Annotated in this window: 21 protein-coding genes and 1 tRNA gene; 9 read left to right on the top strand and 13 right to left on the bottom strand. The window is 70.9% G+C overall.

Annotation, left to right across the window (positions count from 1 at the left end):
* Window positions 1-6: 6 nt before the first annotated feature.
* The 3 genes from RSP45_RS04060 to RSP45_RS04050 all read right to left on the bottom strand — a co-directional run bounded on the left by RSP45_RS04060 (window position 7) and on the right by RSP45_RS04050 (window position 3,105).
* On the bottom strand, window positions 7-1,227 hold the full coding sequence (locus RSP45_RS04060; RefSeq protein ID WP_415393990.1) for a DEAD/DEAH box helicase: 1,221 nt from the start codon (window positions 1,225-1,227) through the stop codon (window positions 7-9).
* 471 nt (window positions 1,228-1,698) lie between these two features.
* Complete coding sequence (locus tag RSP45_RS04055) at window positions 1,699-2,733, bottom strand: LLM class flavin-dependent oxidoreductase (protein WP_415393311.1); 1,035 nt, start codon at window positions 2,731-2,733, stop codon at window positions 1,699-1,701.
* 33 nt (window positions 2,734-2,766) lie between these two features.
* Entirely contained in the window at window positions 2,767-3,105 is a 339-nt protein-coding gene (locus RSP45_RS04050; RefSeq protein ID WP_415393310.1) for a zinc ribbon domain-containing protein YjdM, read from the bottom strand.
* 527 nt (window positions 3,106-3,632) lie between these two features.
* On the opposite strand from RSP45_RS04050, the gene RSP45_RS04045 reads away from it, so the two are divergent.
* Window positions 3,633-4,787: a glycosyltransferase family 87 protein gene (locus RSP45_RS04045; RefSeq protein ID WP_415393309.1), complete on the top strand. Its 1,155-nt coding sequence runs from the start codon at window positions 3,633-3,635 to the stop codon at window positions 4,785-4,787.
* Window positions 4,784-5,872 carry a glycosyltransferase family 2 protein gene (locus RSP45_RS04040; protein WP_415393308.1) on the top strand — a complete coding sequence of 363 codons (1,089 nt, stop codon included), beginning with the start codon at window positions 4,784-4,786 and terminating at the stop codon, window positions 5,870-5,872. Before RSP45_RS04045 ends, RSP45_RS04040 begins: the two co-directional genes overlap by 4 nt.
* Here RSP45_RS04040 and RSP45_RS04035 read toward each other — a convergent pair.
* Complete coding sequence (locus RSP45_RS04035; RefSeq protein ID WP_415393307.1) at window positions 5,843-6,229, bottom strand: GtrA family protein; 387 nt, start codon at window positions 6,227-6,229, stop codon at window positions 5,843-5,845. The two genes, RSP45_RS04040 and RSP45_RS04035, sit on opposite strands and share 30 nt — an antisense overlap.
* 233 nt (window positions 6,230-6,462) lie before the next feature.
* Between RSP45_RS04035 and RSP45_RS04030 the strand changes: the two genes are divergently transcribed.
* Entirely contained in the window at window positions 6,463-7,395 is a 933-nt protein-coding gene (locus RSP45_RS04030) for a hypothetical protein (RefSeq protein ID WP_415393306.1), read from the top strand.
* A 56-nt stretch (window positions 7,396-7,451) separates the two neighbouring features.
* On the opposite strand, the gene RSP45_RS04025 is transcribed toward RSP45_RS04030, so the two are convergent.
* Window positions 7,452-7,528, bottom strand: a tRNA-Arg gene (locus tag RSP45_RS04025).
* 108 nt (window positions 7,529-7,636) lie between these two features.
* Here RSP45_RS04025 and RSP45_RS04020 point away from each other — a divergent pair.
* Window positions 7,637-8,662: a LacI family DNA-binding transcriptional regulator gene (locus RSP45_RS04020; RefSeq protein WP_415393305.1), complete on the top strand. Its 1,026-nt coding sequence runs from the start codon at window positions 7,637-7,639 to the stop codon at window positions 8,660-8,662.
* A 236-nt stretch (window positions 8,663-8,898) separates the two neighbouring features.
* The gene (locus RSP45_RS04015; protein WP_415393304.1) at window positions 8,899-9,363 is read left to right on the top strand and encodes a response regulator; all 465 of its coding nucleotides are present in this window, start codon (window positions 8,899-8,901) and stop codon (window positions 9,361-9,363) included.
* Window positions 9,364-9,391: 28 nt separating this feature from the next.
* On the opposite strand, the gene RSP45_RS04010 is transcribed toward RSP45_RS04015, so the two are convergent.
* The 6 genes from RSP45_RS04010 to meaB form a co-directional block, all read right to left on the bottom strand.
* Complete coding sequence (locus RSP45_RS04010; RefSeq protein ID WP_415393303.1) at window positions 9,392-12,361, bottom strand: PAS domain S-box protein; 2,970 nt, start codon at window positions 12,359-12,361, stop codon at window positions 9,392-9,394.
* Window positions 12,362-12,470: 109 nt separating this feature from the next.
* A complete protein-coding gene (locus RSP45_RS04005) occupies window positions 12,471-13,265 on the bottom strand; it encodes a hypothetical protein (RefSeq protein WP_415393302.1) in 795 nt (264 codons plus the stop codon).
* Between the two features lie 67 nt (window positions 13,266-13,332).
* On the bottom strand, window positions 13,333-14,625 hold the full coding sequence (gene serS, locus RSP45_RS04000; protein ID WP_415393301.1) for a serine--tRNA ligase: 1,293 nt from the start codon (window positions 14,623-14,625) through the stop codon (window positions 13,333-13,335).
* A gap of 82 nt (window positions 14,626-14,707) precedes the next feature.
* Window positions 14,708-15,091: a SoxS protein gene (locus RSP45_RS03995; protein ID WP_415393300.1), complete on the bottom strand. Its 384-nt coding sequence runs from the start codon at window positions 15,089-15,091 to the stop codon at window positions 14,708-14,710.
* A 213-nt stretch (window positions 15,092-15,304) separates the two neighbouring features.
* Window positions 15,305-16,369, bottom strand: a complete 1,065-nt coding sequence (locus RSP45_RS03990; protein WP_415393299.1) for a bifunctional transcriptional activator/DNA repair enzyme AdaA — start codon at window positions 16,367-16,369, stop codon at window positions 15,305-15,307.
* A gap of 124 nt (window positions 16,370-16,493) precedes the next feature.
* Window positions 16,494-17,498 (bottom strand): methylmalonyl Co-A mutase-associated GTPase MeaB, encoded by a 1,005-nt coding sequence (gene meaB / locus RSP45_RS03985; protein WP_415393298.1) that lies wholly within the window; start codon window positions 17,496-17,498, stop codon window positions 16,494-16,496.
* A 223-nt stretch (window positions 17,499-17,721) separates the two neighbouring features.
* On the opposite strand from meaB, the gene rpmB reads away from it, so the two are divergent.
* The 3 genes from rpmB (at window position 17,722) to RSP45_RS03970 (ending at window position 19,059) form a co-directional block, all read left to right on the top strand.
* The gene (rpmB, locus tag RSP45_RS03980; RefSeq protein ID WP_073063571.1) at window positions 17,722-17,997 is read left to right on the top strand and encodes a 50S ribosomal protein L28; all 276 of its coding nucleotides are present in this window, start codon (window positions 17,722-17,724) and stop codon (window positions 17,995-17,997) included.
* Between the two features lie 208 nt (window positions 17,998-18,205).
* The gene (locus tag RSP45_RS03975) at window positions 18,206-18,547 is read left to right on the top strand and encodes a hypothetical protein (protein WP_415393297.1); all 342 of its coding nucleotides are present in this window, start codon (window positions 18,206-18,208) and stop codon (window positions 18,545-18,547) included.
* Window positions 18,548-18,585: 38 nt separating this feature from the next.
* On the top strand, window positions 18,586-19,059 hold the full coding sequence (locus RSP45_RS03970) for a copper chaperone PCu(A)C (protein WP_415393296.1): 474 nt from the start codon (window positions 18,586-18,588) through the stop codon (window positions 19,057-19,059).
* Between the two features lie 107 nt (window positions 19,060-19,166).
* Here RSP45_RS03970 and mnmH read toward each other — a convergent pair whose 3' ends face one another.
* Together mnmH and RSP45_RS03960 are read right to left on the bottom strand one after the other, a co-directional pair.
* Entirely contained in the window at window positions 19,167-20,243 is a 1,077-nt protein-coding gene (gene mnmH / locus RSP45_RS03965) for a tRNA 2-selenouridine(34) synthase MnmH (RefSeq protein ID WP_415393295.1), read from the bottom strand.
* 2 nt (window positions 20,244-20,245) lie between these two features.
* Entirely contained in the window at window positions 20,246-20,857 is a 612-nt protein-coding gene (locus RSP45_RS03960) for a L,D-transpeptidase (protein ID WP_073063568.1), read from the bottom strand.
* Window positions 20,858-21,304: 447 nt separating this feature from the next.
* Here RSP45_RS03960 and RSP45_RS03955 point away from each other — a divergent pair, with 447 nt between their 5' ends.
* Complete coding sequence (locus tag RSP45_RS03955) at window positions 21,305-23,725, top strand: heavy metal translocating P-type ATPase (RefSeq protein WP_415393294.1); 2,421 nt, start codon at window positions 21,305-21,307, stop codon at window positions 23,723-23,725.
* The last annotated feature ends 126 nt before the right edge of the window (window positions 23,726-23,851 follow it).

The following is a 23,851-nucleotide window of genomic DNA, read 5'->3' as shown; positions in this document are numbered from 1 at the left end:
TGCAACCTAGCCCTGAGACGCCCTCGGCGCGCGCGAGGGCCGCCGGGCCGGGCGCTTGCGCGCCGCAGCAGGCGCCGCCCCGCGGGACGGGCGGGCAGAGGGGGCAGGAGCCCCCGCCGGAACCTCGCCCCCGATCACCGGGATCGCGGTCTTGATGGTCTTTTCGATGGCCCGCAGCTCGCCCAGTTCGGCGGGCGCGCAAAAGGCCACGGCGCGGCCGTCGCGGCCGGCGCGGGCGGTGCGGCCGATGCGGTGGACATAGTTTTCCGGCACGTTCGGCAGGTCGTAGTTATAGACATGCGCGACCTGCGGAATGTCGATGCCGCGCGCCGCCACGTCGGTGGCGACCAGCACCTGCGTATCCTCGGACCGGAACGAGGCCAGCGCCCGTTCCCGCTGCCCCTGGCTCTTGTTGCCGTGGATGGCGGCGACCTTGAAGCCCCATTTCTCCAGCAATTTAGACAGTTTTTCCGACCCGTGCTTGGTGCGGCCAAAGACGATCGCCAGCTCGCCCGGGTGCTTGGCCAGATACTCGGCCAGCAGCGTGGCCTTGTCGCCCTGGTTCACGAAATGCACGCCTTGCGCGATCTTCTCGGCGGGGCGGCCCGGAGGGTTCGCTTCGACCCGCACCGGATCGGTCAGGTAGCTGTCGGCCAGCTCCTCCATCAGCTTGGGCATGGTGGCGGAAAACAGCAGCGTCTGGCGGTTGCGGGGCAGCAGCTTGGCGATGCGGCGCAGCGCGTGGATGAAGCCGATGTCCAGCATCTGGTCGGCCTCGTCCAGCACCAGATAGCTGGTGTCGTCGAAACGGATGGCCTTGCGCTCGATCAGGTCGATCAGGCGGCCGGGGGTGGCGATCAGCACGTCGACGCCGCGCGACAGCCGGTCGATCTGCACGTTGATCGAGGCGCCGCCGACCACGCGAAAGGCGCGCAGCCCGGTGCCCTGGGCGAAGGCCTCGACGTTCTGGGCGATCTGCGTCGCCAGTTCGCGGGTCGGCGCCAGGATCAGGGCGCGGCAGGTGCCCGGCTCGGGGCGCTTGCCGGCGACCAGCAGCCGGGTCAGCATCGGCAGGCTGAAGGCCGCGGTCTTGCCGGTGCCGGTCTGTGCCAGCCCCAGCAGGTCGCGCCCCGCCACGATGGACGGAATCGCCTGCGCCTGGATCGGCGTCGGCTCGTTCAGCCCCAGCGGCGGCAGGTTGATCGCCACGCGGGCGTCGATGCCCATGCGGGTAAAGGCGGTGTCGATATCGGGAATGGCGCGGCGGACAAAGGGCTCGGCCTCGGCGCGGGCCTTCTTGGCGCGGCCGGGGCCGCGGCGGGCGTCGAACCCGGCCGAGCGCGGCTTGCCGCCCGCCGGGCCGTCCTCGTCGCGGAAGCGGCTGCCGCCCTGCGGCTTGCGGTTGCCCGAGGGACGCGAGCTATCGGGGCGGGAATTGCGGATATGTTCGTTCATTCTGGTTTTCCGTGCCGCGATTCCCCGTATCGGAAACGCAGCGACATGGGCCGCGGGCAGCGCCGGCGGCAGGGCAAGGGTCGCGGGTCAGATACGAAACCCGCCGGCAACCCTGCGTGAAATGGGGAACCAGTCGATTGTCGGACCCTGACGGAAACGGCGTTTCCGCGGCTGCTCACGCGGCAGCGGGTGGCGACCGGGCCAAGATGGCGATCCGGCCGCAAAAGTCAAGGGGTTGAGGGATTACCCCTCGGCCAGCAGCTCGCGCACCATCGGGATCACCTCTTGCCCGTACAGCTGGATGCAGGACATCAGCTGGTCGTGCGGCATCGGGCCGGTGGCGTATTTCAGGTCGAACTGCGCCACCCCCAGCGCGCGCACACTGGCGGCGATCTTGCGCGCCACCGTCTGCGGGCTGCCGACGTAAAGCGAGCCGTGCTCGATCTCGGCCAGATAGCGGTCGCGGGTGACCGCGGGCCAGCCGCGTTCCCGGCCGAGGCGGTTGGTGAAGTCGCGGTAATGCGGCCAGAACGCCTCGCGCGCGGCCTCATCGCTGGCGCCGACGAAGCCGGGCGAGTGCATCCCGATCGGGCGCGGCGTGCGGCCAAGCCGGGCGCAGGCGTCGTGATACAGATCGACAAAGGGGCGGAACCGCGCCGGCTCGCCGCCGATGATCGCCAGCATCAGTTGCAGATCGTGGCGCACGACCCGCAGCACGGATTGCGGCGAGCCGCCGACGCCGACCCAGACCCGCATCCCCTCGGGCCCCAGCGACGGATAGACCGCGGCATCCACCAGTGGCGCGCGGGTGCGCCCCTGCCAGGTCACGCGATCTTCGCGCAGAAGCCGGGCGAACAGCTCCAGCCGTTCCTCGAACAACGCCTCGTAATCCTGCAGGTCAAAGCCGAACAGCCCGTAGCTTTCGGTGAAGGACCCGCGCCCGAGAATGGGTTCTGCCCGACCGGAGGAGACCGCATTCAGCGTCGAGAACCGCTCGAACACCCGCACCGGGTCGTCGGTGGACAGTACCGTCACCGCCGTGCCCAGCCGGATGCGCGAGGTCCGCCCCGCGATCGCCGCCAGCAGGATTTCCGGCGCCGAGATGGCGAAATCGGGGCGGTGATGCTCGCCCAGCCCGATGAAGTCGATGCCCAGCCCGTCGGCCAGCACCGCCTGTTCCACCACGTCGCGCAGCACCTGCTGCATCGGCACCGGCTGCCCATCCGCGCCGAGGTTCACGTCGCCGAAACTGTCCAGCCCCAAGGCGATTGCGGTCATGCGATGCTCCTGCTGCGGGTCCGGTGCGATGCCCTAATCCGCGACCTTCTTCACGAATTGCGATTTTAGGCCCATCTGCCCGATTCCCGGGATCTTGCAGTCGATATCGTGGTCGCCGTCCACCAGCCGGATGCCGCGGACCTTGGTGCCGACCTTGACGACCGAGGACGAGCCCTTGACCTTCAGATCCTTGATCACCGTCACCGTGTCGCCGTCACGCAGGACGTTGCCGACGCTGTCCCGCACCTCGGGCGCCTCGTCGACCGTCCCCGGCTGCCATTCGTGGCCGCACTGGGGGCAGTTCAGCAGGGCATCCACCTGGTAGGTGTAGGTCGAGGCGCATTCGGGGCATGGAGGCAGGATATCGGACATGCCGCCTGCTATAGAGGCAGCAAGCGCCGGAGGCCAGACATGCTGCGGAAAGTCCGGCGCCGTATCGGGCGGAACTGCGCGCGCCGGCGTGACGAAGCCGGGGGCGCTGCCCCCGGACCCCCGGGATATTTTCAGACAGAAGAGAAGGCAGGCGCGCGCGGTTGCGCCCTGTCCATTGAGGCGCATCACCCGGCACCCGAGGTTTCGGTTTCCGAGGCGCTGGGCGAAGCCGCCGTGCAGAACTTTCGCCATCGCGGGATCGAGGTCGATTACCTGCCGATATGCCGGCGCGGCATGGTCTCATTTCGCCCCGCTGGCGTCTTTTCCTGTCCTAAAGACCAAGGCCGAGGCTTGCTCAATATTCTTGGAGCGACGGGGGGTTCCGTGTTAAACAGGCAGGAAGTTCTGCACGAGACCCGTGACCGGATGTCGATAGATTTGCAGGGGACCGAGGGATGGCATTTGTCAGGGTCGGGCAGAACTTCTCGGGGCGTTTCGCGATGGCGGCCGGGCTGCTGGTCCTGGCCGTGGCGGCGCTGGTCGCTTTCGGCTTTCTGGGCATCGGCCGCGGGGGTGGCGTCTACGGTTTCGACATGCGCTACATTCATGTCGCCGGCGAAATGTGGGACAATCTGCGAAACCCCTATGACGCTGCCGACTTCAAGGCTCATATGAAGTCGATTGCCGATTTCGATTCCGAAATCTTCGCCTATCCGCCGAACTCGGCACCGCTCGCGATGTTGCTGTCGATCGGCGATCTCGACTATGCCAGAATGGCGATGGGGGTGTTGAATATTGCCTCGATCCTGTTTCTGGTCCTGTTCCTCTGCAATGGGGCGTTGAAGGCGGGGGCGATCGACGCGGCCGATCAGGCCCGGATGCGCGCGGATATCCTTTTTGCCTCGGCCGTGGTCATCGGCAATCCCTTTACCGCCCATGTGGTGTGGATGGGGCAGACCACCTTGGTCGCAGCCGCGCTGCTGATGGGCTGCTGGCTGCTGGCCGACCGGCGCCGGGACCTCCTGGCGGGCGTGCTTCTGGGCCTGAGCGCCTTCAAGCCGCAGCTGGCGCTGCTCGTCGGCCTCTGGTTCCTTCTCGACCGCAGATGGTCGCTGCTGCTGGCCGCCGCTGCGGCCACGCTGGCCGCCACCGCCTGGCCGATCATTGCGGCCGGGATCGAGGGCTCGTGGATCGCGTGGATCCGGTCGCTGGGCGAATATTCGGACAGCGAGTTCAACACCGCGACGTTCCGGCATGTGTTCGGCCTGCGCAGCGTCCTCGCGTCGGCGGGAATCGAGACGCCGTCGCTGATGCCGCTGGCCGCAGCCAGCGTGTTCCTGCTTTACCTTGTGCGCGAGGGATACGAGAATATCTGGCTGATCGCGGCTATCCTCATCATCTCGGCGCTGCTGTTCATGGCGCATGACTACGATCTGGCGCCGGCGGCGGTGATCACCTACCCGCTGCTGCGGGCGGCGCGGGGACGAAGGACCCTGCTTGCCATCATCGCGGTTCTGGCCTGCATCCTGTTCTTCCCGCAGAGGATCTGGGAACGGCTCGACCTCGGCGCCGTTGCCCGCTCGCGCGAGCTGGCGCTGCTGGCGCTGCTGGCGATCTATCTGGTCATCTGCCGCAATCCGGTCCGCTCTGCCGCGGCGTTGCAGACAGGCAGGTCGGCATGACCGAAATACGCCCCGCACCGGAACTGCTCTCGATCGTCTGCCCCTGTTTCAACGAAGAGGGCGGGCTGGGTGAGTTCGTGAGCCGCCTTGGCCAGGTCCTGAGGCCGGTCGGGCAGGGCTACGAGATCGTCTTTGTCAATGACGGCAGCAGCGACGGCACCCTGACCGAGATGCATGGGCTTGCCGAGCGCGAGGGCAACATCACCATCGTCAACCTGTCGCGGAACTTCGGGAAAGAGATCGCCCTGACCGCAGGCCTGTGCCACGCCTCGGGCGATGCGGTGGTGGTGATCGACGCCGACCTTCAGGACCCGCCCGAGCTGATCCCGGCGTTCATCGAACGCTATCGCGACGGCTACGACATCGCTTATGGCCGGCGCATCGAGCGGCAGGGGGACAACTGGCTGAAGCGGGCGACCGCGCGCGTCTTCTATCGCCTGATGCGCCGCCTTGGGCCGGTGCCGCTGCCCGAGAACGTCGGGGACTTCCGGCTGATGAGCCGCCGCTCGGTCGATGCGCTGCTGCGGCTGCCGGAAACGCATCGCTTCATGAAGGGGCTGTTCGCCTGGATCGGCTTTCCCGCGGTCGCCGTGGATTACGTGCGCAAGCCGCGCTTTGCGGGCTCGTCCAAGTGGAATTACGGGCAGCTGGTGAATCTGTCCATCGAGGGCATCACCTCCTTCACCATCGTGCCGCTGCGGCTGACCGCCTATCTCGGATTCGCCATCGCGCTGGTCGCCTTCCTGGCCGGCACGTTCTATTTCCTCCGCACGATCTTCTTCGGCGAAGAGGTGCAGGGCTTTCCGACCCTGTTCCTGACCATCCTGCTGCTGGGCGGCGCGCAGCTGATCGCGCTGGGGGTGATCGGCGAATATCTGGGCCGCATCTTCAACGAGACCAAGCGCCGGCCGCTGTTCCTTGTCGATGACGTCCGCTGGTCGGGCCCCGCCGCCGGGCGCCGGCCCGAGGACAGGCTGGCCCCCGGGATGCCACTGTCCCGGGTGGATGAAGCGGCGCCCGACATCATGTGGCTGACCGCGAACCCGGCGCTGCCCCTAGCGCGGACGGAAGATGGCCCGCGATGACAGCATGTAGTTGATGACCGAGGCGATTGCGATTGCCGCCGCCAGGGCAACCGGCAGCGGCAGGCCGAGGGTCTGGAAGCCCAGAAGCATCGCGGCGCGCAGCGCAAACACCACCCCGCTCCACAGCATGAAGGCGGTGTAGCGCCGCGATTTTCCGCGGGTTCCCGCGGCGCCGAAGGTGATGTGCTCGTGCCAGAAGAACACCCCGGTGGCGCTGACCAGCATCGCCAGCCCCAGCGCCACCGCAGAGGACAGGCCGAACAGCCCGACCGCGCCGAGGGTCACGACGTAATCGACCACGGCGCCAAGCGCCGAGCCTCCGGCAAACAGGCCGTATCGCCGTAATATCCGCAGCATGTCCGCCTTGCGCTTGCCTGTGTCGTTCCCCGTGGCCCGCTGGGCGTTCCGCCGTGCCGGCACCGGCATGATCCCCCGGGCCGAGCGGTCCGGTCTGGAAATTAGGGCAGGACCGGCGCGCGGTCCATCGGAATGACGATTCCCGGCGCCGCTGGGCGTGCCTCGGCTTGAAACGATCGCGCGTCGGCGGTAATCTGGGCAAATGCATTAGGCTGATGTGATGGGCGTGGAATATGCCCTCCGTCAAAGTGCCGATTATCTGGGCGGGGGCGGAATTGGATCGGAGAAGCCTGCTTTTCGGTGCCGGATTATCGGGGCTTTTCCTGATTGCGTCCGGCCGTGGCATTCCGGCCGCGGACAAGGATGATTTCAGCCTGCGCGTCGTCGAGTCCGGTCATAGCCTGACCGATGGCATCATGCCGCCGCTGGAGAGTTTCGTCCGCCTCAAGGGATCTCGTCGCGGAGTGCTGGTGAAGTCGACAATTCCCGGCAGCCCGATGGAATGGCGCTGGGAACATGCGCCCGAGGGCGACGCTCCCGATATTCGCGATCCCAAGGTAATGGCCAATTTCGACGTTCTGGTCATCACCGAGCGGGTATCGCTGGCCAACACCGCCCCCTATCACCGCTCGTCAGAGATGGCGCTGCGCTGGGCCGAACATGCCTGGCGGCATGGCAGCGACGGTGCCGGGGCGCGCAGCATCCTGTTTGCGACCTGGGTCGATATGACCTCGGGGCCGGATCACCCCAATCCCTACAACGACCCGGAAGGGCATATTGCCTTCCGTGAGCGGTTGCCGCTCGAGATGGCCCGTTGGGAAGAGATTCGAAGCCATGTGAATGCAGGATTGGCCGACGGGATGCCGCAAATGGCGATGATCCCCGGGCCATTGATCATGGCGGCGGCGCATGACGATATTCTGGCTGGCAAGGCGCCGGGGCTGGGCTCTTTGTCCGATCTGTTTGCGGATGACATCCATCTCAACGACAGGGGCAATTACCTGATCGCCCTGGCGCATTTCGCGGTGATCTACAACAAGGATCCCCGCGGCCTGCCGGCGAATATTCCCCCCCGCACCGGCCCGGATCAGGCACAGGCCGCATGGATGCAGGATCTGGTCTGGCGGGTGCTTGCAGAATACCGCGGCGGGAACGGCGGCGATTGACGCTGGCGCGGTGCAGGGTCGCGATGCGGAAGGCGCCGCGCCCCGATTTTCCAAGCTGGCGACCCCGAGAGGATTCGAACCTCCAACCTGCCCCTTAGGAGGGGGCTGCTCTATCCAGTTGAGCCACGGGGTCGCTGGCGGTCTTGTCGCATGGGTGGCGGGGGCGTGGCAAGGTTGCGCCGGTATCTTGTCGTGCGCTAACACGATTCCATTCCCTGCCGCGCAACCCGGTGATTTCCGCATGAGCCCTGAACCCCGCCGTCGCCCGCTGACCCTTCGCGACGTGTCGCTTGCCTCGGGGGTCAGCGAGATGACCGTCAGCCGGGTGCTGCGCAACCGCGGCGATGTCTCGCCCGCCACCCGCGAAAAGGTGCTGACCGCGGCGCGGACGCTGGGCTATGTGCCCAACAAGATCGCCGGCGGGCTGGCCAGCCAGCGGGTCAATCTGGTGGCGGTGGTGATCCCGTCGCTGTCCAACCTGGTGTTTCCCGACGTGCTGGGCGGGATCTCGGCCGAGCTCGACGACACCGGGCTGCAACCCGTCGTGGGGGTGACCAACTACGGCCCCGCGCGCGAGGAAACCGTGCTTTACGACATGCTCAGCTGGCGGCCCTCGGGGGTGATCCTGGCCGGGCTGGAACACAGCCGCGCCTCGCGCGCGATGCTGGGCAATGCCGGGGTGCCGGTGGTCGAGATCATGGATGTCGACGGCGAGCCGATCGACTGCGCCGTCGGCATCAGCCACGAGCGCGCGGGCGAAGAGATGGCAGCGCAGATCCTGGCCGCGGGCTATCGCCGCATCGGCTTCATCGGCACCCACATGCCCGAGGACCACCGCGCCCGCAAGCGGCTGGTCGGGTTCGAACGGGCGCTGGCGCAGGCCGGGCTGACGCTGGTGGCGCGCGAATATTACCAGGGCGGCTCGTCGCTGGCCAAGGGGCGCGAGCTGACCGAGCGGATCCTCGCGCGCGAGCCGGACCTGGATTTCCTGTATTATTCCAACGACCTGATCGGGGCGGGCGGGCTGATCTGGGCGCTGGGGCAGGGGATCGACATCCCCGGGCGGCTGGGGCTGGCCGGGTTCAACGGCGTCGACCTGCTGGACGGGCTGCCGATGCGGCTGGCGACCACCGATGCGCGGCGGCTGGACATCGGCCGGCGCGCGGCGCGCATCGTCGCCGGCAAGGACCCGCGCCCCGAGGACGGCATCATCGCGCTGGCCCCGACCTTTCTGCCCGGCGACACCATCCGCCCCCGGCGCGGCTGATCGCCGCGGCTCCTCGCGCTTGCCCGCCAGCAGCGCGAAACCCGGAAACGCCGCAGCGGCACTCGGGGGCCGAATCCTTGCGGCAGGCGGTTTCCTCCCCATATGGTGGCGACGTCACGCCGCAGGACCGCCGCAGCACGCCGGCCACCGCCAGACGCGGCGCAAGAGAACGGCGCGAGAAAGCGGCGCGCAGGACATGCGCAGGACACGGGCGCAGGATACGGGGGCCATTCGGAATGGGCAGGGCACCAGACAGCAGGCTGCAGGATTGCGCGGTCATGGTGGTCGAGGATGAATTCTTCCAGGCCGACGACCTTGCCTCGGCGCTGGGCCGTGCCGGGGCGCGGCTGGTCGGCCCCTTCGCCACGGTCGAGGCGGCGCTGGCCGCGCTGGAGCGGGGCGAGCATGTGGATGCGGCGATCCTTGACACCAACCTGCGCGGGGCCGCGGTCACGCCGGTGATCGCGGCGCTGACAAGGCGCGAGATCCCCTATGCGCTGGCCACCGGCTACGACCGCGACATGCTGCCGGCGGACTGGCGCGAGGCGCCGGTGTTCCAGAAACCCTTCGAGATTTCCGCCCTGCTCGAGGCGATCGCCGAGCTGTGCTGCCATCGCCGCCAGGCGGGGCGCGGCAAGGGCGCCACCGACGGCGCCGGTCCCCCGGGGCGGGGCACGGTCTCGGCGCCGCGCTTCATGTAGGGGCGCGCCCGCCGTCAGCCCCGCGGCGTCAGCCCCGCGCGGCACGGATCCAGCCGCCGCTGGGGCCGTCGCTGTCGGCGCTGCTGGGAAGCGGCAGGGCGATGGTGCAATGAACCCCGTTCGGGGTCAGCTCATAGCTGGTCTCGGCCCTCAGCTGATAAGGCAGCGCCCGCTCGATCAGCTCGCGCCCCGAGCCGCTGCGCGGCCGCGGTCCCGGCCCGCGGTCGGGCCTGGGCACCGCCACCCCGCTTTCGCGCCACTCGACCCGCAGCACGCGCTCGCAGTCCCCATCCCCGTCCCCCGCGTCCTCGCCCTCGCCGGGCGCGCGATCCTCGAGCCGCCATTCGACCGACAGCCGCCCCTCGGGCAGCGACAGCGCCCCGTATTTCAGGGCGTTGGTGGCCAGCTCGTGCAGCCCCAGCGCCAGCGGCTGCACCATGGACGAGCGCAGGCGGATCCCCTCGGGCCCGTGCAGCCGCAGCCGCCCGCCATAGTCCGAGCCGTTCGAGACCCCGTGCGCCGCCAGTTCCACCCGCAGCAACTCGTCAAAGGTGATGCGGTCGCCCTCGGACAGCCGCGACAGCAGCCGGTTCACGCGGGCCAGCGCCCCCAGCCGGTCGCGGAAGCGGTCGCTGAACTCCTCCAGCGAGGCGCTGCCGGCCAGGGTCCGGTCGGCGACCGAGCGCACCACCCCCAGCAGGTTGCGGGTGCGGTGCTGAAGCTCGGCGACCAGGATCTCCAGCCGCTCGGCGGTCTCCTGCTCTTCGGTGCCGTCGTGGCAGACGCCGCCGATGCGGGTGACCCGGCCCATCGGGTCGCGGATCGGGAAATCGGTATTGCGCAGCAGCCGCACCCGCCCGTCCGAGGGGCGGCGGATGCGCAGGTCGTAGGTCAGGTGCTCGCCCTGCCGGATTCTCTCGAACGCCTGCCGGGCGGCGGCGCGGTCCTGCGGGACCACCAGCTCCAGCCAGTCGTCCAGCCCCTTGCCCTGCGCGGCCCAGTCCGGCGGCAGGCCGAACATCCGCGCTGAGGCCGGGCTGAGATATTCCAGCGCCAGCGTGCCCGCGTTGCGGATCCACAGCACGTCCGAGGACGCCTCGCCAAAGCTGCGCAGCCGTTCCTCGCGGTCGCGCAGCTCTTCGGCGGCGCGGCGGGCCTCGGTGACGTCGGCATAGAACACCGAGAACCCGTTCTCGCCCCCGAACGGCGCCACCCGCAGCGAGAACCAGCGGTCGAGGTCGGGGACGAGATCCTCGACCCGCTCGGCGCGGCCGGTGCGCAGCACCCGGTCGGCGATCGCCATCAGCGTCGGATGGTGCAGCGGGAACACCGCGCTGGCCAGCGTGCCCAAGGCGCGGGCCCGGTCCAGCCCGGTCTGGCGTTCATAGGCGGGGTTCAGCTCGACATAGCGCGCGTCCACCACCCGCCCGTCGCCGTCGCGCAGCGCCGCGCAGATCGCTACCCCTTCGTCGATGCGGTCGAACAGGGTGCGGTAGCGGGTCTCGCTGGCCTGCTGCGCGGTTTCGGCGCGGGCGCGCTGCACCGCGGCCCAGACCCGCTCGGCGGTTTCCTCGACCAGCGCCACGTCCAGCGGCGACCAGTCGCGCGGGGCGGTGTGGATGACGCTCATCACCGCGCGGAACATGCCGTCCTTGATGATCGGCACTCCGATGACCGAGCGCGCCTGCACCTCGGCAAAGCTCTCGCGGCCGGGGTCGTCGCCGGGCAGGGCGGCGGTGTCGGCGCAGACATAGGTCTGGCCGGCGGCATAGGCGCACCGCGGGCCGGGGCCGAAATCCTCCAGCCGAAAGCGCAGCTGGTGCGGCGGCTCGCCGGCATTGCCGCGCTGCAGGGTGGCGAACTGCCCCGACGGGTCGATCTCGTAATATTCGGCGCGGGCGACGCCCAGGTGGCGGGCCAGCACCTGCATCGCCAGCGCCTGCATCGCCTGCGGGTCCGACACCGGCCGCAGCGCATCGGCCAGCCGCAGCAGGAACTCGTGGCGCTGCTCGCGCTGGCGCAGCTCGTGCTCGGCCTGCCGCCGCTCGGTGATGTCGCTGCACACCACGGTGATCCAGCCGGAGTCGCGGGCGCCGACCGGGGCGAAATGGACCTCGAACCAGCGCCCGCGCAGGTGCAGGGGCGGGCCGGGGCGGATGCCGGTGCCGTCGCGGCGGATGCGCGCGAACGCGGCCATGCAGCCGGGGACCAGATCGGGCAGCAGCTCGGCCATGCTGCGCCCGACCGCCGCGCCGATGCCCGAGCCGAGGCCGAACTGCCGGGCAAAGGCCGGGTTCACCTCGCGGAACACCAGGTCCGACACCGCGCCGGCGCCGTCGGTCACCGCCTCGATCAGGGCAATGCCCTCGTTGATGGAATCGACGATGGCGCGGTACTTGGCCTCGCTGGCGCGCAGGGCGGTCTCGGCGCGGGCGCGCTCGACGGCGGCGCGGGTGCGCTCGGCCACCTCGGCGATCAGCTCCACCTCGGCGTCGGTCCAGCGCCGGGCCGAATGGTGGTGGCAGCCGAAATGCACCACCTCGCGGCCGTTGCGCAGCAGCGGCACCGCCACAAGGGCCAGCACCCCGGTGGCCAGCCAGGCGCGGCGCACCGCCGTGTCCAGCCGCCGGTCGGTGGCGGCGTCGGCGACCACCACCGGCCGGCCCAGCCGCAGCTGCGCGCTGACCCAGCCGAGGCTGCTGGCATCGTCGTCGAACCGTTCGGGCAGCGGCGGGAAATGCCGGCTGTACTGGCCGCGGACGTGGCACTGCCGCTCGCCGTCCGCGTCCTCGATGCCCAGATACAGCGTCCGGTCCGCGTCCAGATGCTCGCACAGCAGCCGGGCGCTGGTCTGCATGATCGCGGCGGGATCGTGCAGCGCGGCATGGGCGTCGCCCAGCTGCAGCAGGAACGCCTGCTGCCGGTCGGTGCCGGGCAGGGGCGGGACGAGGCGGCGCCCCTGCGGCGCATCCCCAGGTGCAATCGCGTCAACGGACATCGGCTCCTCCGGCGCTGCGTCGGGCCGTTGCCGCCCGGACCATCCTTGCCTGTGTGATCCTATCAGGAAACCCCGCGCTGGCGACGGCGTTTCCGCGCCGGGCGGCCGCTCAGGTGGTGGTGCGCACCACCACCACCGCCACCGCCGAAATACCCAGCACGCAGGCGGTTGCGATGGTGATGCTGGTGCCGGCGGTCGCGGCCGCGATGCCGATCATCGCCCAGATCGCGGCGGCAGAAAACATCACCAGCCGGGGCAGGCGCAGCTGCACCCAGGCCGCGGCCAGCGCCGCCACCAGCAGCCCCAGCAGGATCGCGCGTTCCAGCCCCATCCCCAAGTCGAACAGCACCAGCCCCAGCGCGCTGGTCGCCGCCATCACCACCCAGCCCGCGACGAAGGCCAGCGCCGAGGCCCCCGGCGCCCGCGGGATCTCGACCCCCGGGATCGGCTCTGCCTGTCCCTGCACGGCATCGCATTGCCAGGCGAGCCCCAGCGTCAGCGCGGTGCAGGCACCCGCGGCCAGCGCCAGCCCCGGCAGCGGCGCGGGGCCGATCACCCAGGGCCACAGCGCCGCCATCGCCAGCCCCAGCGCGATCGCCGGGGGCTGCGGCGCCGCCCGCCGCGCCCGCAGCCGGGCTGCCAGATGCAGCACCACCGCCGCCAGCACCGCCGCCAGCAGCGCCCACAGAATCGCCGTGGTCGGCTGCGCCACCAGCCCCAGCAGCGACAGCTCGCCCGCGCCGCCGCCCAGCGACATCCGCCCCGTCAGCGTGCGCTCGAAGGACAGGGGGGTGCTGGTGACCGGCGCCCAGCCTGACAGGGTGCGCAACGACGTCAGCAGGGCCGAGACGGCAAAGCCGCCCGCCGTCGCCACCTCGATCAGCACCTGCAGGTTCCGGTTCATGGCTCTGCAACGCCCCGTGCCGGGCCCGGGTCCATCGCAATCCCGGCATCATATGGTTTTCCCGGGGTCAGGAAAGCTCTCCGCCGGCGGTCAGCCGCGATGCGCCGCCCAGATAGGGCTTCAGCACCGCCGGCAGCTCGACCGAGCCGTCCGCCTGCTGCCCGTTTTCCAGCACCGCGATCAGCGTGCGCCCCACCGCCAGCCCCGAGCCGTTCAGCGTGTGCACGAACTCGGGCCTGCCGCCGCCCGCGGGCCGATAGCGGGCGTTCATTCGCCGCGCCTGGAAATCGCCGCAATAGCTGACGCTGGAAATCTCTCGGTAGCGGTTCTGTCCGGGCAGCCAGACCTCGAGATCATGGGTGATGCGGGCGCCGAACCCCATGTCGCCGGTGCACAGCACGATGGTGCGATAGGGCAGCCCCAGCGCCTCGAGCACGGCCTCGGCGCGCCGCGTCATCGCCTCATGCTCGGCCAGCCCCGACTCGGCGTCGGTGATCGACACCATCTCGACCTTTTCGAACTGGTGCTGGCGCAGCATCCCGGTGGTGTCGCGGCCCGCCGACCCGGCTTCGGAGCGGAAGCACTGCGAATGCGCGACCATGCGGCGGGGTAGGGTGGCGTGCTCGACCAGATCGCCGTGGACGGTGTTGGTCAGCGTCACCTCGGCGGTCGGGATCAGCCACCAGCCCTCGCGGGTCTGATAGCTGTCCTCGCCGAACTTGGGCAGCTGGCCGGTGCCCTCCATCATCGCGGGCAGCACGAGGACCGGCGCCCAGACCTCGGTCAGCCCGTGGCGGTCGACATGCAGGTCCAGCATGAACTGCGCCAGCGCCCGGTGGATGCGCGCCACCGCGCCGGTCAGCATGACGAAACGCGCCCCCGACAGCTTGGCGGCGGTGGCGAAATCCATGCCCGGGCGGACACCGGCGATCTCGAAATGCTCGACGGGGGTGAAGTCCAGCGCCCGCGGCTCGCCCCAGCGGCGGATTTCCAGGTTGTCGTTTTCGTCCGCCCCCTCGGGCACGCTCTCCAGCGGCAGGTTCGGGATGGTCATCAGCAGGTCGCGCAACTCGGCGTCCAGCGCCTCGGCCTCGGCCTGCATGGCGGCGACCTCGGCCTTCTTGGCGGCGACCAGCGTGCGCAGTTCCTCGAACGCCGCCTCGTCGCCGCGCGCCTTGGCGGCGCCAACCTCCTTGCTGGCGCGGTTCTGCTCGGCCTGTGCGGTCTCGGCGGCGTTGATGCGGGCGCGGCGCTCGGCGTCCAGCGCCAGGATTTCAGGCGACAGCGGCGCCAGCCCGCGCCGGGAAAGCGCGGCATCAAACGCGGCCGGGTCGTCGCGGATCACGCGGATGTCGTGCATGAGGGGGTCCTTTCGCCGTGTCGCCGGTGGATACAGGCACCCCCTTAACCCAGCGGGCGGCTTGACAAAAGCCCCGCGGCACTCAGCCCGCCGCGGCCATAAGCGCCCCCAGCTCGCGCCAGAACCATGAGGGCGATTCATAGCCCTGAAAGCGCCCGACCTCGACCCGGTCGCGCAGCAGGATGAAGGTCGGCGTCGCATAAGGCGCGCCCGCCAGCGCCAGCCCGTCGGGCCACGGCCCTTCCAGCGGCACCGGCACGACGGGCGCCGCCCGCCCCTCGGCCCGCGCCGCATACCCCGGCAGAACCTCGCGCCGGAACGCCGCGCAGAACGGGCAGCCCGGCGATTCCACCAGCAGCAGCGCCAGTCCGCCCGGCACCGCCGCGGGTTCCCGCAGCGGCGCCGCCCCTGCCGGAGCGGCGGCAGCAAGTGCAAACCAGGACAGCAACGCGCGCCGGCGGATCATGCAAGGCTCCTTCCAGAAACCCCCGTGGTCTCGACCAGCGGCCCGCAAGGTGCAAGGGCCCGAGTTCTTCCTTGTGAAAATATCCTCGGGGTCCGGGGGTGCAAAACCCCAGGTCCTGCCGCGCGGAAAACAATTCGGTGGACTGTTTTCAGCGAGGACGGCCAGGGAAGTGGCCGGGGCTGGCGCCCGCTCCGGCCGCGACGCAAGCGCGCCTCAGCCCGCCGCCAGCTTCCGCTCGATCGCGATCAGCGCCTGCTTGCGCCACAGCCCGCCGGCATAGCCGGTCAGGCTGCCGTCGGCGCCGATCACCCGGTGACAGGGCACCACGATGGCGATCTGGTTCGAGCCCACCGCCCGCGCCACCGCCCGCACCGCGCTGGGCCGCCCGATGCGGGCGGCAAGCTCGCCATAGCTGACGGTGGCGCCGGGGGGGATGCGGCGCAGCTCTTCCCAGACCTGGCGCAGGAATTGGGTGCCGTGCAGGGTCAGCTGCAGCTCGAAATCGCCGCTTTCGCCGGCGAAATAGCGCTGCAACTGCGCCTCGGCCGCGTCGGTGACGCTGGTGCGGCCCAGCCCGATCCGCCCGCCCGCCGCCTTGGAGAGGCGCTGCAGTTCGGCCGCCAGCCCCTTGCGGTCGGTGAACTCGAGCAGATGCAGGCTATGCGCATCCGCCACCGCGATCATCCCGCCCAGCGGCGTGTCGAGCCATTCCGCCACCAGCCCCTGCGCGCCCCCCGCCATCGCCGCCGGCGGATGGCCGAACAGCCGCGCGAAGGCGTCGCGAAAGCCACTGGCGCTGTCAAATCCCGCGTCCAGCTGCGCCGCGATCACCGGCGCGCCCTCGGCCAGCGCCCGCGCGCCTTCGCGCAGCCGCATCTGCCGGGCGAGTTCCAGAAAGCTCATCCCGTAATGGCGCTTGAAGGCGCGGCGCACCGTCGAGGGGTCCAGCCCCAGCGCGGCCACATCGGCCTCGGTCCAGCGCCGCCCGGGATCGGCCTCGAGCGCGTCGAGCATCCGGCGCAGCACCGCATCGCCCTCGGCCTCGGCGCCCAGCGGGTGGCAGCGCCGGCAGGGGCGAAATCCCGCGGCCAGCGCCTCGGCGGGGCTGGCGAACCAGCGGCAGTTTTCCGGGCGGGGTTTGCGCGCCGGGCAGGTCAGGCGGCAGAAGATGCCGGTGGTGGCGACGCCGACCCAGGCGCGGCCCTCATAGGCCGGGTCGCGGCGGATCAGCGCCTGGTAAAGCGCGGCGGAATCGGGGGTGAGGGGCAGCGTGTCCATACCCTTACCATATCCGATTCGCGCGGGCGCGCAGCCGCGGATCGGGCGTTTATTTCCGGGCTGTCAGGGCGGGGGCCAGCCCCCGCGCCCCCGGGATATTTGGGCACCAAAGACCGGGCAGAGGTCAGCCGAGGAAGTCGAGCATGTCCGCGGCGGCGGCCACCGGGTCGGCCTGGCCGGCAGCCACCTGCGCGCCGAGCGTGGCCAGCTTCGATGCGGCGGGTTCGCGCTCCAGCCGGGCGAGCAGCCCGGCGCGGACCTCGGACAGGAACCAGCTTTGTGCCTGTTCGGCGCGGTGGCGGTCGAAATGGCTGGTCTCGCGCCGCCATCGGGCCAGCGCCTGCATCTCCTCCCAGGCGCGCGACAGCCCGCCGCCCTCGACGGCCGAGACTGGCAGCGCCTTGGGAAACCCCTCGGGATCCTGCGGGCGCTTGCGCAGCAGCCGCAGCGCGCCCGCGTAATCCGAGACGGTGCGGTTGGCGGTGGCCTTGAGTTCTCCATCCGCCTTGTTGACCAGGATCAGGTCGGCCATTTCCATGATCCCGCGCTTGACGCCCTGCAATTCGTCGCCGCCCGCGGGAGCCAGCAGCAGGACGAACAGGTCGCTCATCTCGGCGACAAGGGTTTCGCTTTGTCCGACGCCCACCGTCTCGATCAGCACCACGTCAAAGCCCGCGGCCTCGCACAGCCGCACGGTCTCGCGGGTGCGGCGGGCGACGCCGCCCAGTTCCGCGCGCGAGGGCGAGGGGCGGATATAGGCGTTTGGATTGCGCGACAGCTGCTCCATCCGCGTCTTGTCGCCCAGGATCGAGCCGCCCGAGCGCGCCGAGGACGGATCGACCGCCAGCACCGCCACCCGCAGCCCCAGCCCGGTCAGCATCAGCCCGAAGGCCTCGATGAAGGTGGACTTGCCCACCCCCGGCGTGCCCGACAGCCCGATGCGCAGCGCCTGCCGCCGGGGCAGGGCGGCCAGCAGCGCCACCGCCTGTTCGCGGTGATCGGCCCGGGTGCTTTCGATCAGCGTGATCGCGCGGGCCAGCGCGCGGCGTTCCCCCGCCGCCACGCGGGCGGCAAGCTCTGCGGCGGGATCGGCGGCAGGATCACGGGCGGCGGCAAGAGTCTCGGGCATCGTCGGTCCCTCTGGCTGGCGGTTGCCGGTGTGGTATTGGTCCGGGGCGCCATTGCCAAGCCTGCGGGCCGCCGCAGGGGGGCGCGGCGATTCGGGGTTGACGCAGGACGCGGGCGACCCTATCCACGCACAACGGATTTCCGGGCGCTGCCTTGGCAAGCGCCCTTTCAATTTCCGGCACCGGCCGCAGCGGGGCCGGTCGCTGCAACGAAGGATCAAGATCATGTCGCGCGTCTGCGAACTGACCGGCAAGGGGCCGATGTCCGGCAACACCATCAGCCATGCCAACAACAAGAACCGCCGCCGGTTCCTGCCGAACCTGAACGATGTCACGCTGATGTCGGACAAGCTGGGGCAGTCCTATTCGCTGCGCATCTCGGCCGCGGCGCTGCGCTCTGTCGACCACCGCGGCGGGCTGGATGCGTTCCTGGCCAAGGCCAAGGACGATGAGCTGTCGCCCCGCGCGCTGAAGATCAAGCGCGACCTGGCCAAGGCCTGACCGCCCGCGGGCGGGTCGCGGCGCCATGGCCCACAGGGTCCGCTGCGATTCGCCCCCGTTCTGTCCATGCCATGCTGCAAGCCCTGCCCGAGCGGCGGGGCTTTGGGCGTTGCGCGCCCGGCGGTCCCCCTGTCCCGCCGGCGCCGCTGCCGGACGCACCCCCTTGGTCCCCGGCCTCTCACGGCGTAGACTGCCGGCGATGATCCCGATGCTGCGCCTGTCCCTCGTCCTGCTGATGCTGCTGACCAGCATTGCGCTGGGGATGGCGCGCGGGCAGCTGCGCCACGGGTCCGAGATCGTGCTGTGCACCGGCAGCGCCGTGGTGGTCGTCACCCGCGCCGCCCTGCCGGGCGACCCGGCCCCCCAGAGCCACGCCCATTACTGCCCCGACATGGCGACGGCGCTGATCGCCGCGCTGGACCTGCCGCCGGTGCTGCCCCGGCGCCCCGCCGGGCCGCCGCAGGCAGCGCTGCTGGCCGTCGCCTCCGTTCCTGCCACGGCGGATCGTCCTGCCCCCCAGGCCCGCGGCCCGCCGCCGGCGTTGGGTTGAGTCGACGATACTGCCACATCAGGAACAAGAGATTTCCCATGAACCGCACTTCCTTCATCGCGGCCGCGCTGGCGGCCATCCTGCCCGCGGCCGTGCTGGCGCAGGACATCACCGTGACCAACGCCTATGCCCGCTCGACCAACCCCTCGGTCGGCGCCGCCTTCATGTCGATCACCAACAATGGCAGCGCCGATTGCGTCTTGGGCGCGGCCAGCGCCCCGCAGGTCACCGACCGCGCCGAGCTGCACACCCATGTCGAGGAAAACGGCGTGATGTCGATGGTGCAGGTCGACAGCATCACCATCCCCGCCGGCACCACCCACGCGCTGGAGCGGGGCGGCGATCACGTCATGTTCATGGCCACCAAGGCGCCGATGGCGCAGGGCGACGAGTTCGAGCTGACGCTGGACTTCGGCGCCTGCGGCACGGTGCCGGTGGCGCTGCGGGTGGACAACGACTTCGCCCCCGCCGGCGGAAATGACGATCACAGCGGCCACGGCGCCGCGCACTGAACCAGAGGGCTTCTTTCTGGTGAAAATACCCTCCGGGGATCGTCGTATACGACGATGGGGGTGGAAAACCCCCGGTTGCGGCCGCGCAGATCGCGCGGCCGTTCCCTTTACAGACCCTGCGGATGCAGCCCGGCCACCGCGGCCTCGACCCGGGCGGCGGCATCCTCCAGCCCGGCCGCGTCCAGCCGCTCGACCCCGATCACCGCGCGCTCAAGCGCGTCGTGGCGGGCGCGGTGCTTTTCATAGCGCGGGTCGTAGTGGTGGCGCATCAGCCCCTCGGCCAGCGCCGCCCATTCGCCGCGCTGCGCCAGGGCGCGCCAGTCCTCGATCCGCTCGGCCGGGTGCAGGGGGGCAAGCCGGGCGACGGTGGCCTCGACCCGGCCGGGTTCCAAGACCGCATCGGCATAGGCGCGGGCGGTATAGGCGGCGCGGGCCGCCACCGGCACCGACAGCCGCAGCCGCGGCGCCTCGCAGATCGCCCGCCACATCGCCCGCGGCAGCGCCAGCCCGCCGATGCGAGAGCTTTCCGCCTCGACCACCACCGGCCGCGCGGGATCGAGCCCGGCCAGCGCCATCGCCAGCCGCGTCTCGAACAGCTTCTGCGCCGGCTGGCCGCCGGGGCGCGCGCCGAACAGGCTGCCGCGGTGGTTGGCCAGCCCCTCGAGGTCGACCACCTGCACCCCGCGCGCGGCCAGAAGATGCAGGATCTCGGTCTTGGCGGCGCCGGTATTGCCGTCCAGCACCACCACCGGCGCGGGCGGGCCGCGGCGTTCGACCTGATCCAGCACCAGCGCGCGCCAGCTTTTCCAGCCGCCCGACAGCCGCGCGGTGCGCCAGCCGATCTGCGCCAGGATCGTCGCGAATGCGCCGGAACGCTGCCCGCCGCGCCAGCAATAGACCAGCGGCCGCCAGCCGCCACCGTGGCCCGCCAGCGGCCCCGCCACATGGCGCGCGACATTGGCCGCGGCCAGCGCGCCGCCGATCTTGCGGGCGTGAAAGGGCGAGACCTGCTTGTAGATGGTGCCGACCTCGGCCCGCTGCGCGTCGTCCAGAACCGGCAGGTTGATCGCGCCGGGCAGGTGGTCCTCGGCGAACTCGGACGGCGAGCGCGCGTCGATGATTGCATCGAACCCGGCGCCTGCCAGCCCGGTCAGCGCGTTCAGCTGGAATTCGGTCGGCTGCAAGCTCAGTAGACGTAGACCGGGGTGCCCAGCGGCACCTTGTCGAACAGGTCCATCACCGCCTCGTTGCGCATCCGGATGCAGCCGTTCGACACCGCCCGCCCGATCGATCCCGGCTCGGTGGTGCCGTGGATGCGGATCGAGGTGTCCTGCCCGGAGACGGTGTGCAGATACAGCGCCCGCGCCCCCAGCGGGTTCTGCGGCCCGCCCGGCATCCCGTTGGCATATTTGGCATATTGCTCGGGCTTGCGCTCGATCATCGCCGGCGTGGGGGTCCAGCTGGGCCATTCGACCTTGCGCCCGACCACGGCGCGGCCCTTCCAGACCAGCTCGGCGGTGCCGACGGCGACGCCGTAGCGCACCGCCCGGCCCGGGGCGATGACGTGGTAAAGGTAATACTGGTTCGACACCACGATGATCGAGCCGACCTCGAACCCGTCGCGGATCGCGACCTCGGTCGGGGCGGGGTCATAGGGCGCGCGGCTGCGCGGTGCCGCCGGGGTCGCGGCAGCAGCGGCAGGCGCGGCGGCAGCCGTGGGCCTTGCCGCCTGCGCCAGCAGCGCCGAGGGCGCGGCCATGAGCGGCAGCGACAGCATCATCATCTGGCGGCGGTTCATGCGGCCGGTCATCGGTGTCCTGTCCCCCGTTGATTTCGGGCGTGGTTCCAGACTTGGTTTTGGCCCCCAGCGCTAACCTGCGGCGGCGGCGGTTTCAACTCAAAGCAGCGTGACGGTTGCAGCGGCGCGGTTTCGCGCCCATATCGTGATGGCGTAAGGAACCCCGCCCATGTGCTGCAACTCCAGCAAACCGACCCCTGCCGCTACCCCGGCGCGCCGTGCCGCGGTGCGCCCGGCGCATCTGTGCCGCGGGCAGGGCGGGCGCGGCTGCCGCTGTCACCAGCGCGGGCGGCGGGTCACCGCGCAGCCCCCGCGCGTCGCGCAGCCCCGGGACCGGATGCCGCCGCGGCGCCCGGCCGAGGCTGCGGCCGAGCCGCCGGGCCGCCCGCAGGGCCCGCCGGCCCGCTTCTTCGATCCTGACATCCATGCGAATCGAAGAGGCATCCCATGCAACACCCCAGACAGATCGAACTGCAGCTCGAGGGCCTGAGCTGCGCCTCCTGCGTCGGCCGGGCCGAGCGCGCGCTTGCCGCCGTGCCCGGCGTTGCCGCGGCCAGCGTCAACCTGGCCACCCGCCGCGCGCGGCTGGAGCTTGATGACGCGGCCGCCCTTGCCCCGGCGATCGAGGCCGTGGGCCGCGCCGGCTACCCCGCCGCGCTGGACAGCACCCGGCTGTCGGTCGAGGGCATGACCTGTGCGTCCTGCACCGGGCGGGTCGAGCGCGCGCTGCTGGCCCTGCCCGGCGTCACCACGGCGGTGGCCAACCTCGCCACCCGCTCGGTCACCGTCACCCATGCGCCGGGGATTTCCCCGCAGGCACTGGCAGGGACGGTGACGCGCGCGGGCTACAAGGCCAGCGCGCCCGAGGATGCCCCCGACGCCCCGCCGCCCGAGGATGAGGCCGGCGCGATGCGCCGCCGGATGATCCTGTCTGCGACGCTGACCCTGCCGGTGTTTATCATGGAAATGGGCGGCCACGCCTACCCGCCGTTCCACCACTGGCTGATGTCGATGGTCGGCACGCAGCCGCTGTGGATCCTGCAGTTCCTGCTGACCCTGGCGGTGCTGGCCGGACCGGGGCGGATCTTCTTTACCATCGGCATTCCGGCGCTGCTGCGCGGCGCGCCGGAAATGAACAGCCTGGTGGCGATGGGGGCGGGGGCGGCGTTCCTTTACTCCACAGTCGCCACATTCGCGCCCGGCGTGCTGCCCGAGGGCGGTGTGCATGTGTATTACGAGGCCGCGGCCGTCATCGTCACCCTGATCCTGCTGGGCCGCTGGCTCGAGGCGCGGGCACGGGGCCGGGCGGGGCAGGCGATCCGGCGGCTGGTCGAGCTCGCCCCCGCCACCGCCCGCGTCATCCGCGCGGGCGAGCCGGTCGAGGTCGCGGTGGCCGAGCTGGTCCCCGGCGATCTGGTGCAGCTGCTGCCCGGCGGCCGCGTCGCCGTCGATGGCGAGCTGGTCAAGGGCGAAGGCGCCATCGACGAATCCATGCTGACTGGCGAGCCGCTGCCCGTCGCCAAGGCCCCCGGCGATCCGGTGACCGGGGGGACTGTGAACGGAGCCTCGGCGCTGGTCTACCGGGTGACGGCCACGGGCGCCGACACCGCGCTGGCGCGGATCGTGCGCATGGTCGAGGACGCGCAGGCCGCCAAGCTGCCGGTGCAGGGGCTGGTCGACAAGGTGACGCGGGTGTTCGTGCCGGTGGTGATCGCGCTGGCGGTGCTGAGCTTTGCGGTCTGGCTGGCGCTGGGGGCCGGGCTGGCGGTGGCACTGGTGTCCGCCATCTCGGTGCTGATCATCGCCTGCCCCTGTGCGATGGGGCTGGCGGTGCCGGTCTCGATCATGGTCGGCACCGGGCGCGGGGCCGAGCTGGGCATCCTGTTCCGCCGCGGCGACGCCTTGCAGCGGCTGGCCGACGCGCGGGTGGTCGGGTTCGACAAGACCGGCACCCTGACCATGGGCCGCCCGGCGCTGGTCGCGCTGGAGGTTGCGGGCGGGGTTGCCGAGGATGAGGTCCTGCGGCTGGCCGCGGGTGCCGAGGCGCAGTCCGAACATCCGCTGGCCGCGGCGGTGATCGAGGCGGCGCGGGCGCGCAGAATTGCGCCTGCCGCGGCCAGCGGCGTGTCGGCCTCGGCCGGGCGCGGGCTGGCGGCCACGGTCGAGGGCCGTGCGGTGCTGATCGGCAACGCCCGCGCCCTGTCCGAGGCCGGGATCACCCCCGAGCCCGCGCTGATCGCCCGCGCCGAGGCGCTGTCGGCCGAGCCCGCGACCCCGGTGCATGTGGCGCTGGACGGCGCCCATGTGGCGGTGATGGCGATGGCCGACCCGCTGCGCGAGACCTCGGCCGCGGCGATTGCCGGGCTGCATGGGCTGGGCATCCAGACGCGGCTGATTTCCGGCGACGTGCAGGCGGCGGCGGATGCGGTCGGCGCCCGGCTCGGCATGGACCACGTCACCGGCGGCGTCCTGCCCGAGGGCAAGCTGGACGCGATCCGCGCCATGGGCGAGGGCAGCGTCTTCGTCGGCGACGGCATCAACGACGCCCCGGCGCTGGCCGCCGCCGAGACCGGCATCGCCATCGGCTCGGGCACCGACGTGGCGATCGAGGCGGCCGAGGTGGTGCTGTCCTCGGGCGATCCGGCCTCGGTCCCCCGCGCCATCCGGCTGAGCCGGGCGGTGATGCGCAATATCCGGCAGAACCTGTTCTGGGCCTTCGCCTATAACGTGGCGCTGATCCCGGTGGCCATGGGGGTGCTGGTGCCCTTCGGCGGGCCGCGGCTGTCGCCGATGCTGGGGGCGGCGGCGATGGCGCTGTCCTCGGTGTTCGTGGTGACCAATGCGCTGCGGTTGCGGCGGTTTTCGTGATGGCGAGAGTGGGACCGGGGCTCTGCCCGGGCCACTGCCGTGGCCTTCCTCGCTGAAAACAGTCCACTGGACTGTTTTCCGGGCGCTCGAAAGCCCGCGGGATATTTCCGGACAGAAGAAAAGGGG

Origin of the sequence: Paracoccus sp. SJTW-4 (assembly GCF_047716885.1) — a bacterium.
GTDB lineage: Bacteria > Pseudomonadota > Alphaproteobacteria > Rhodobacterales > Rhodobacteraceae > Paracoccus > Paracoccus solventivorans.
This window is presented reverse-complemented; position numbering and strand designations above follow the sequence as displayed.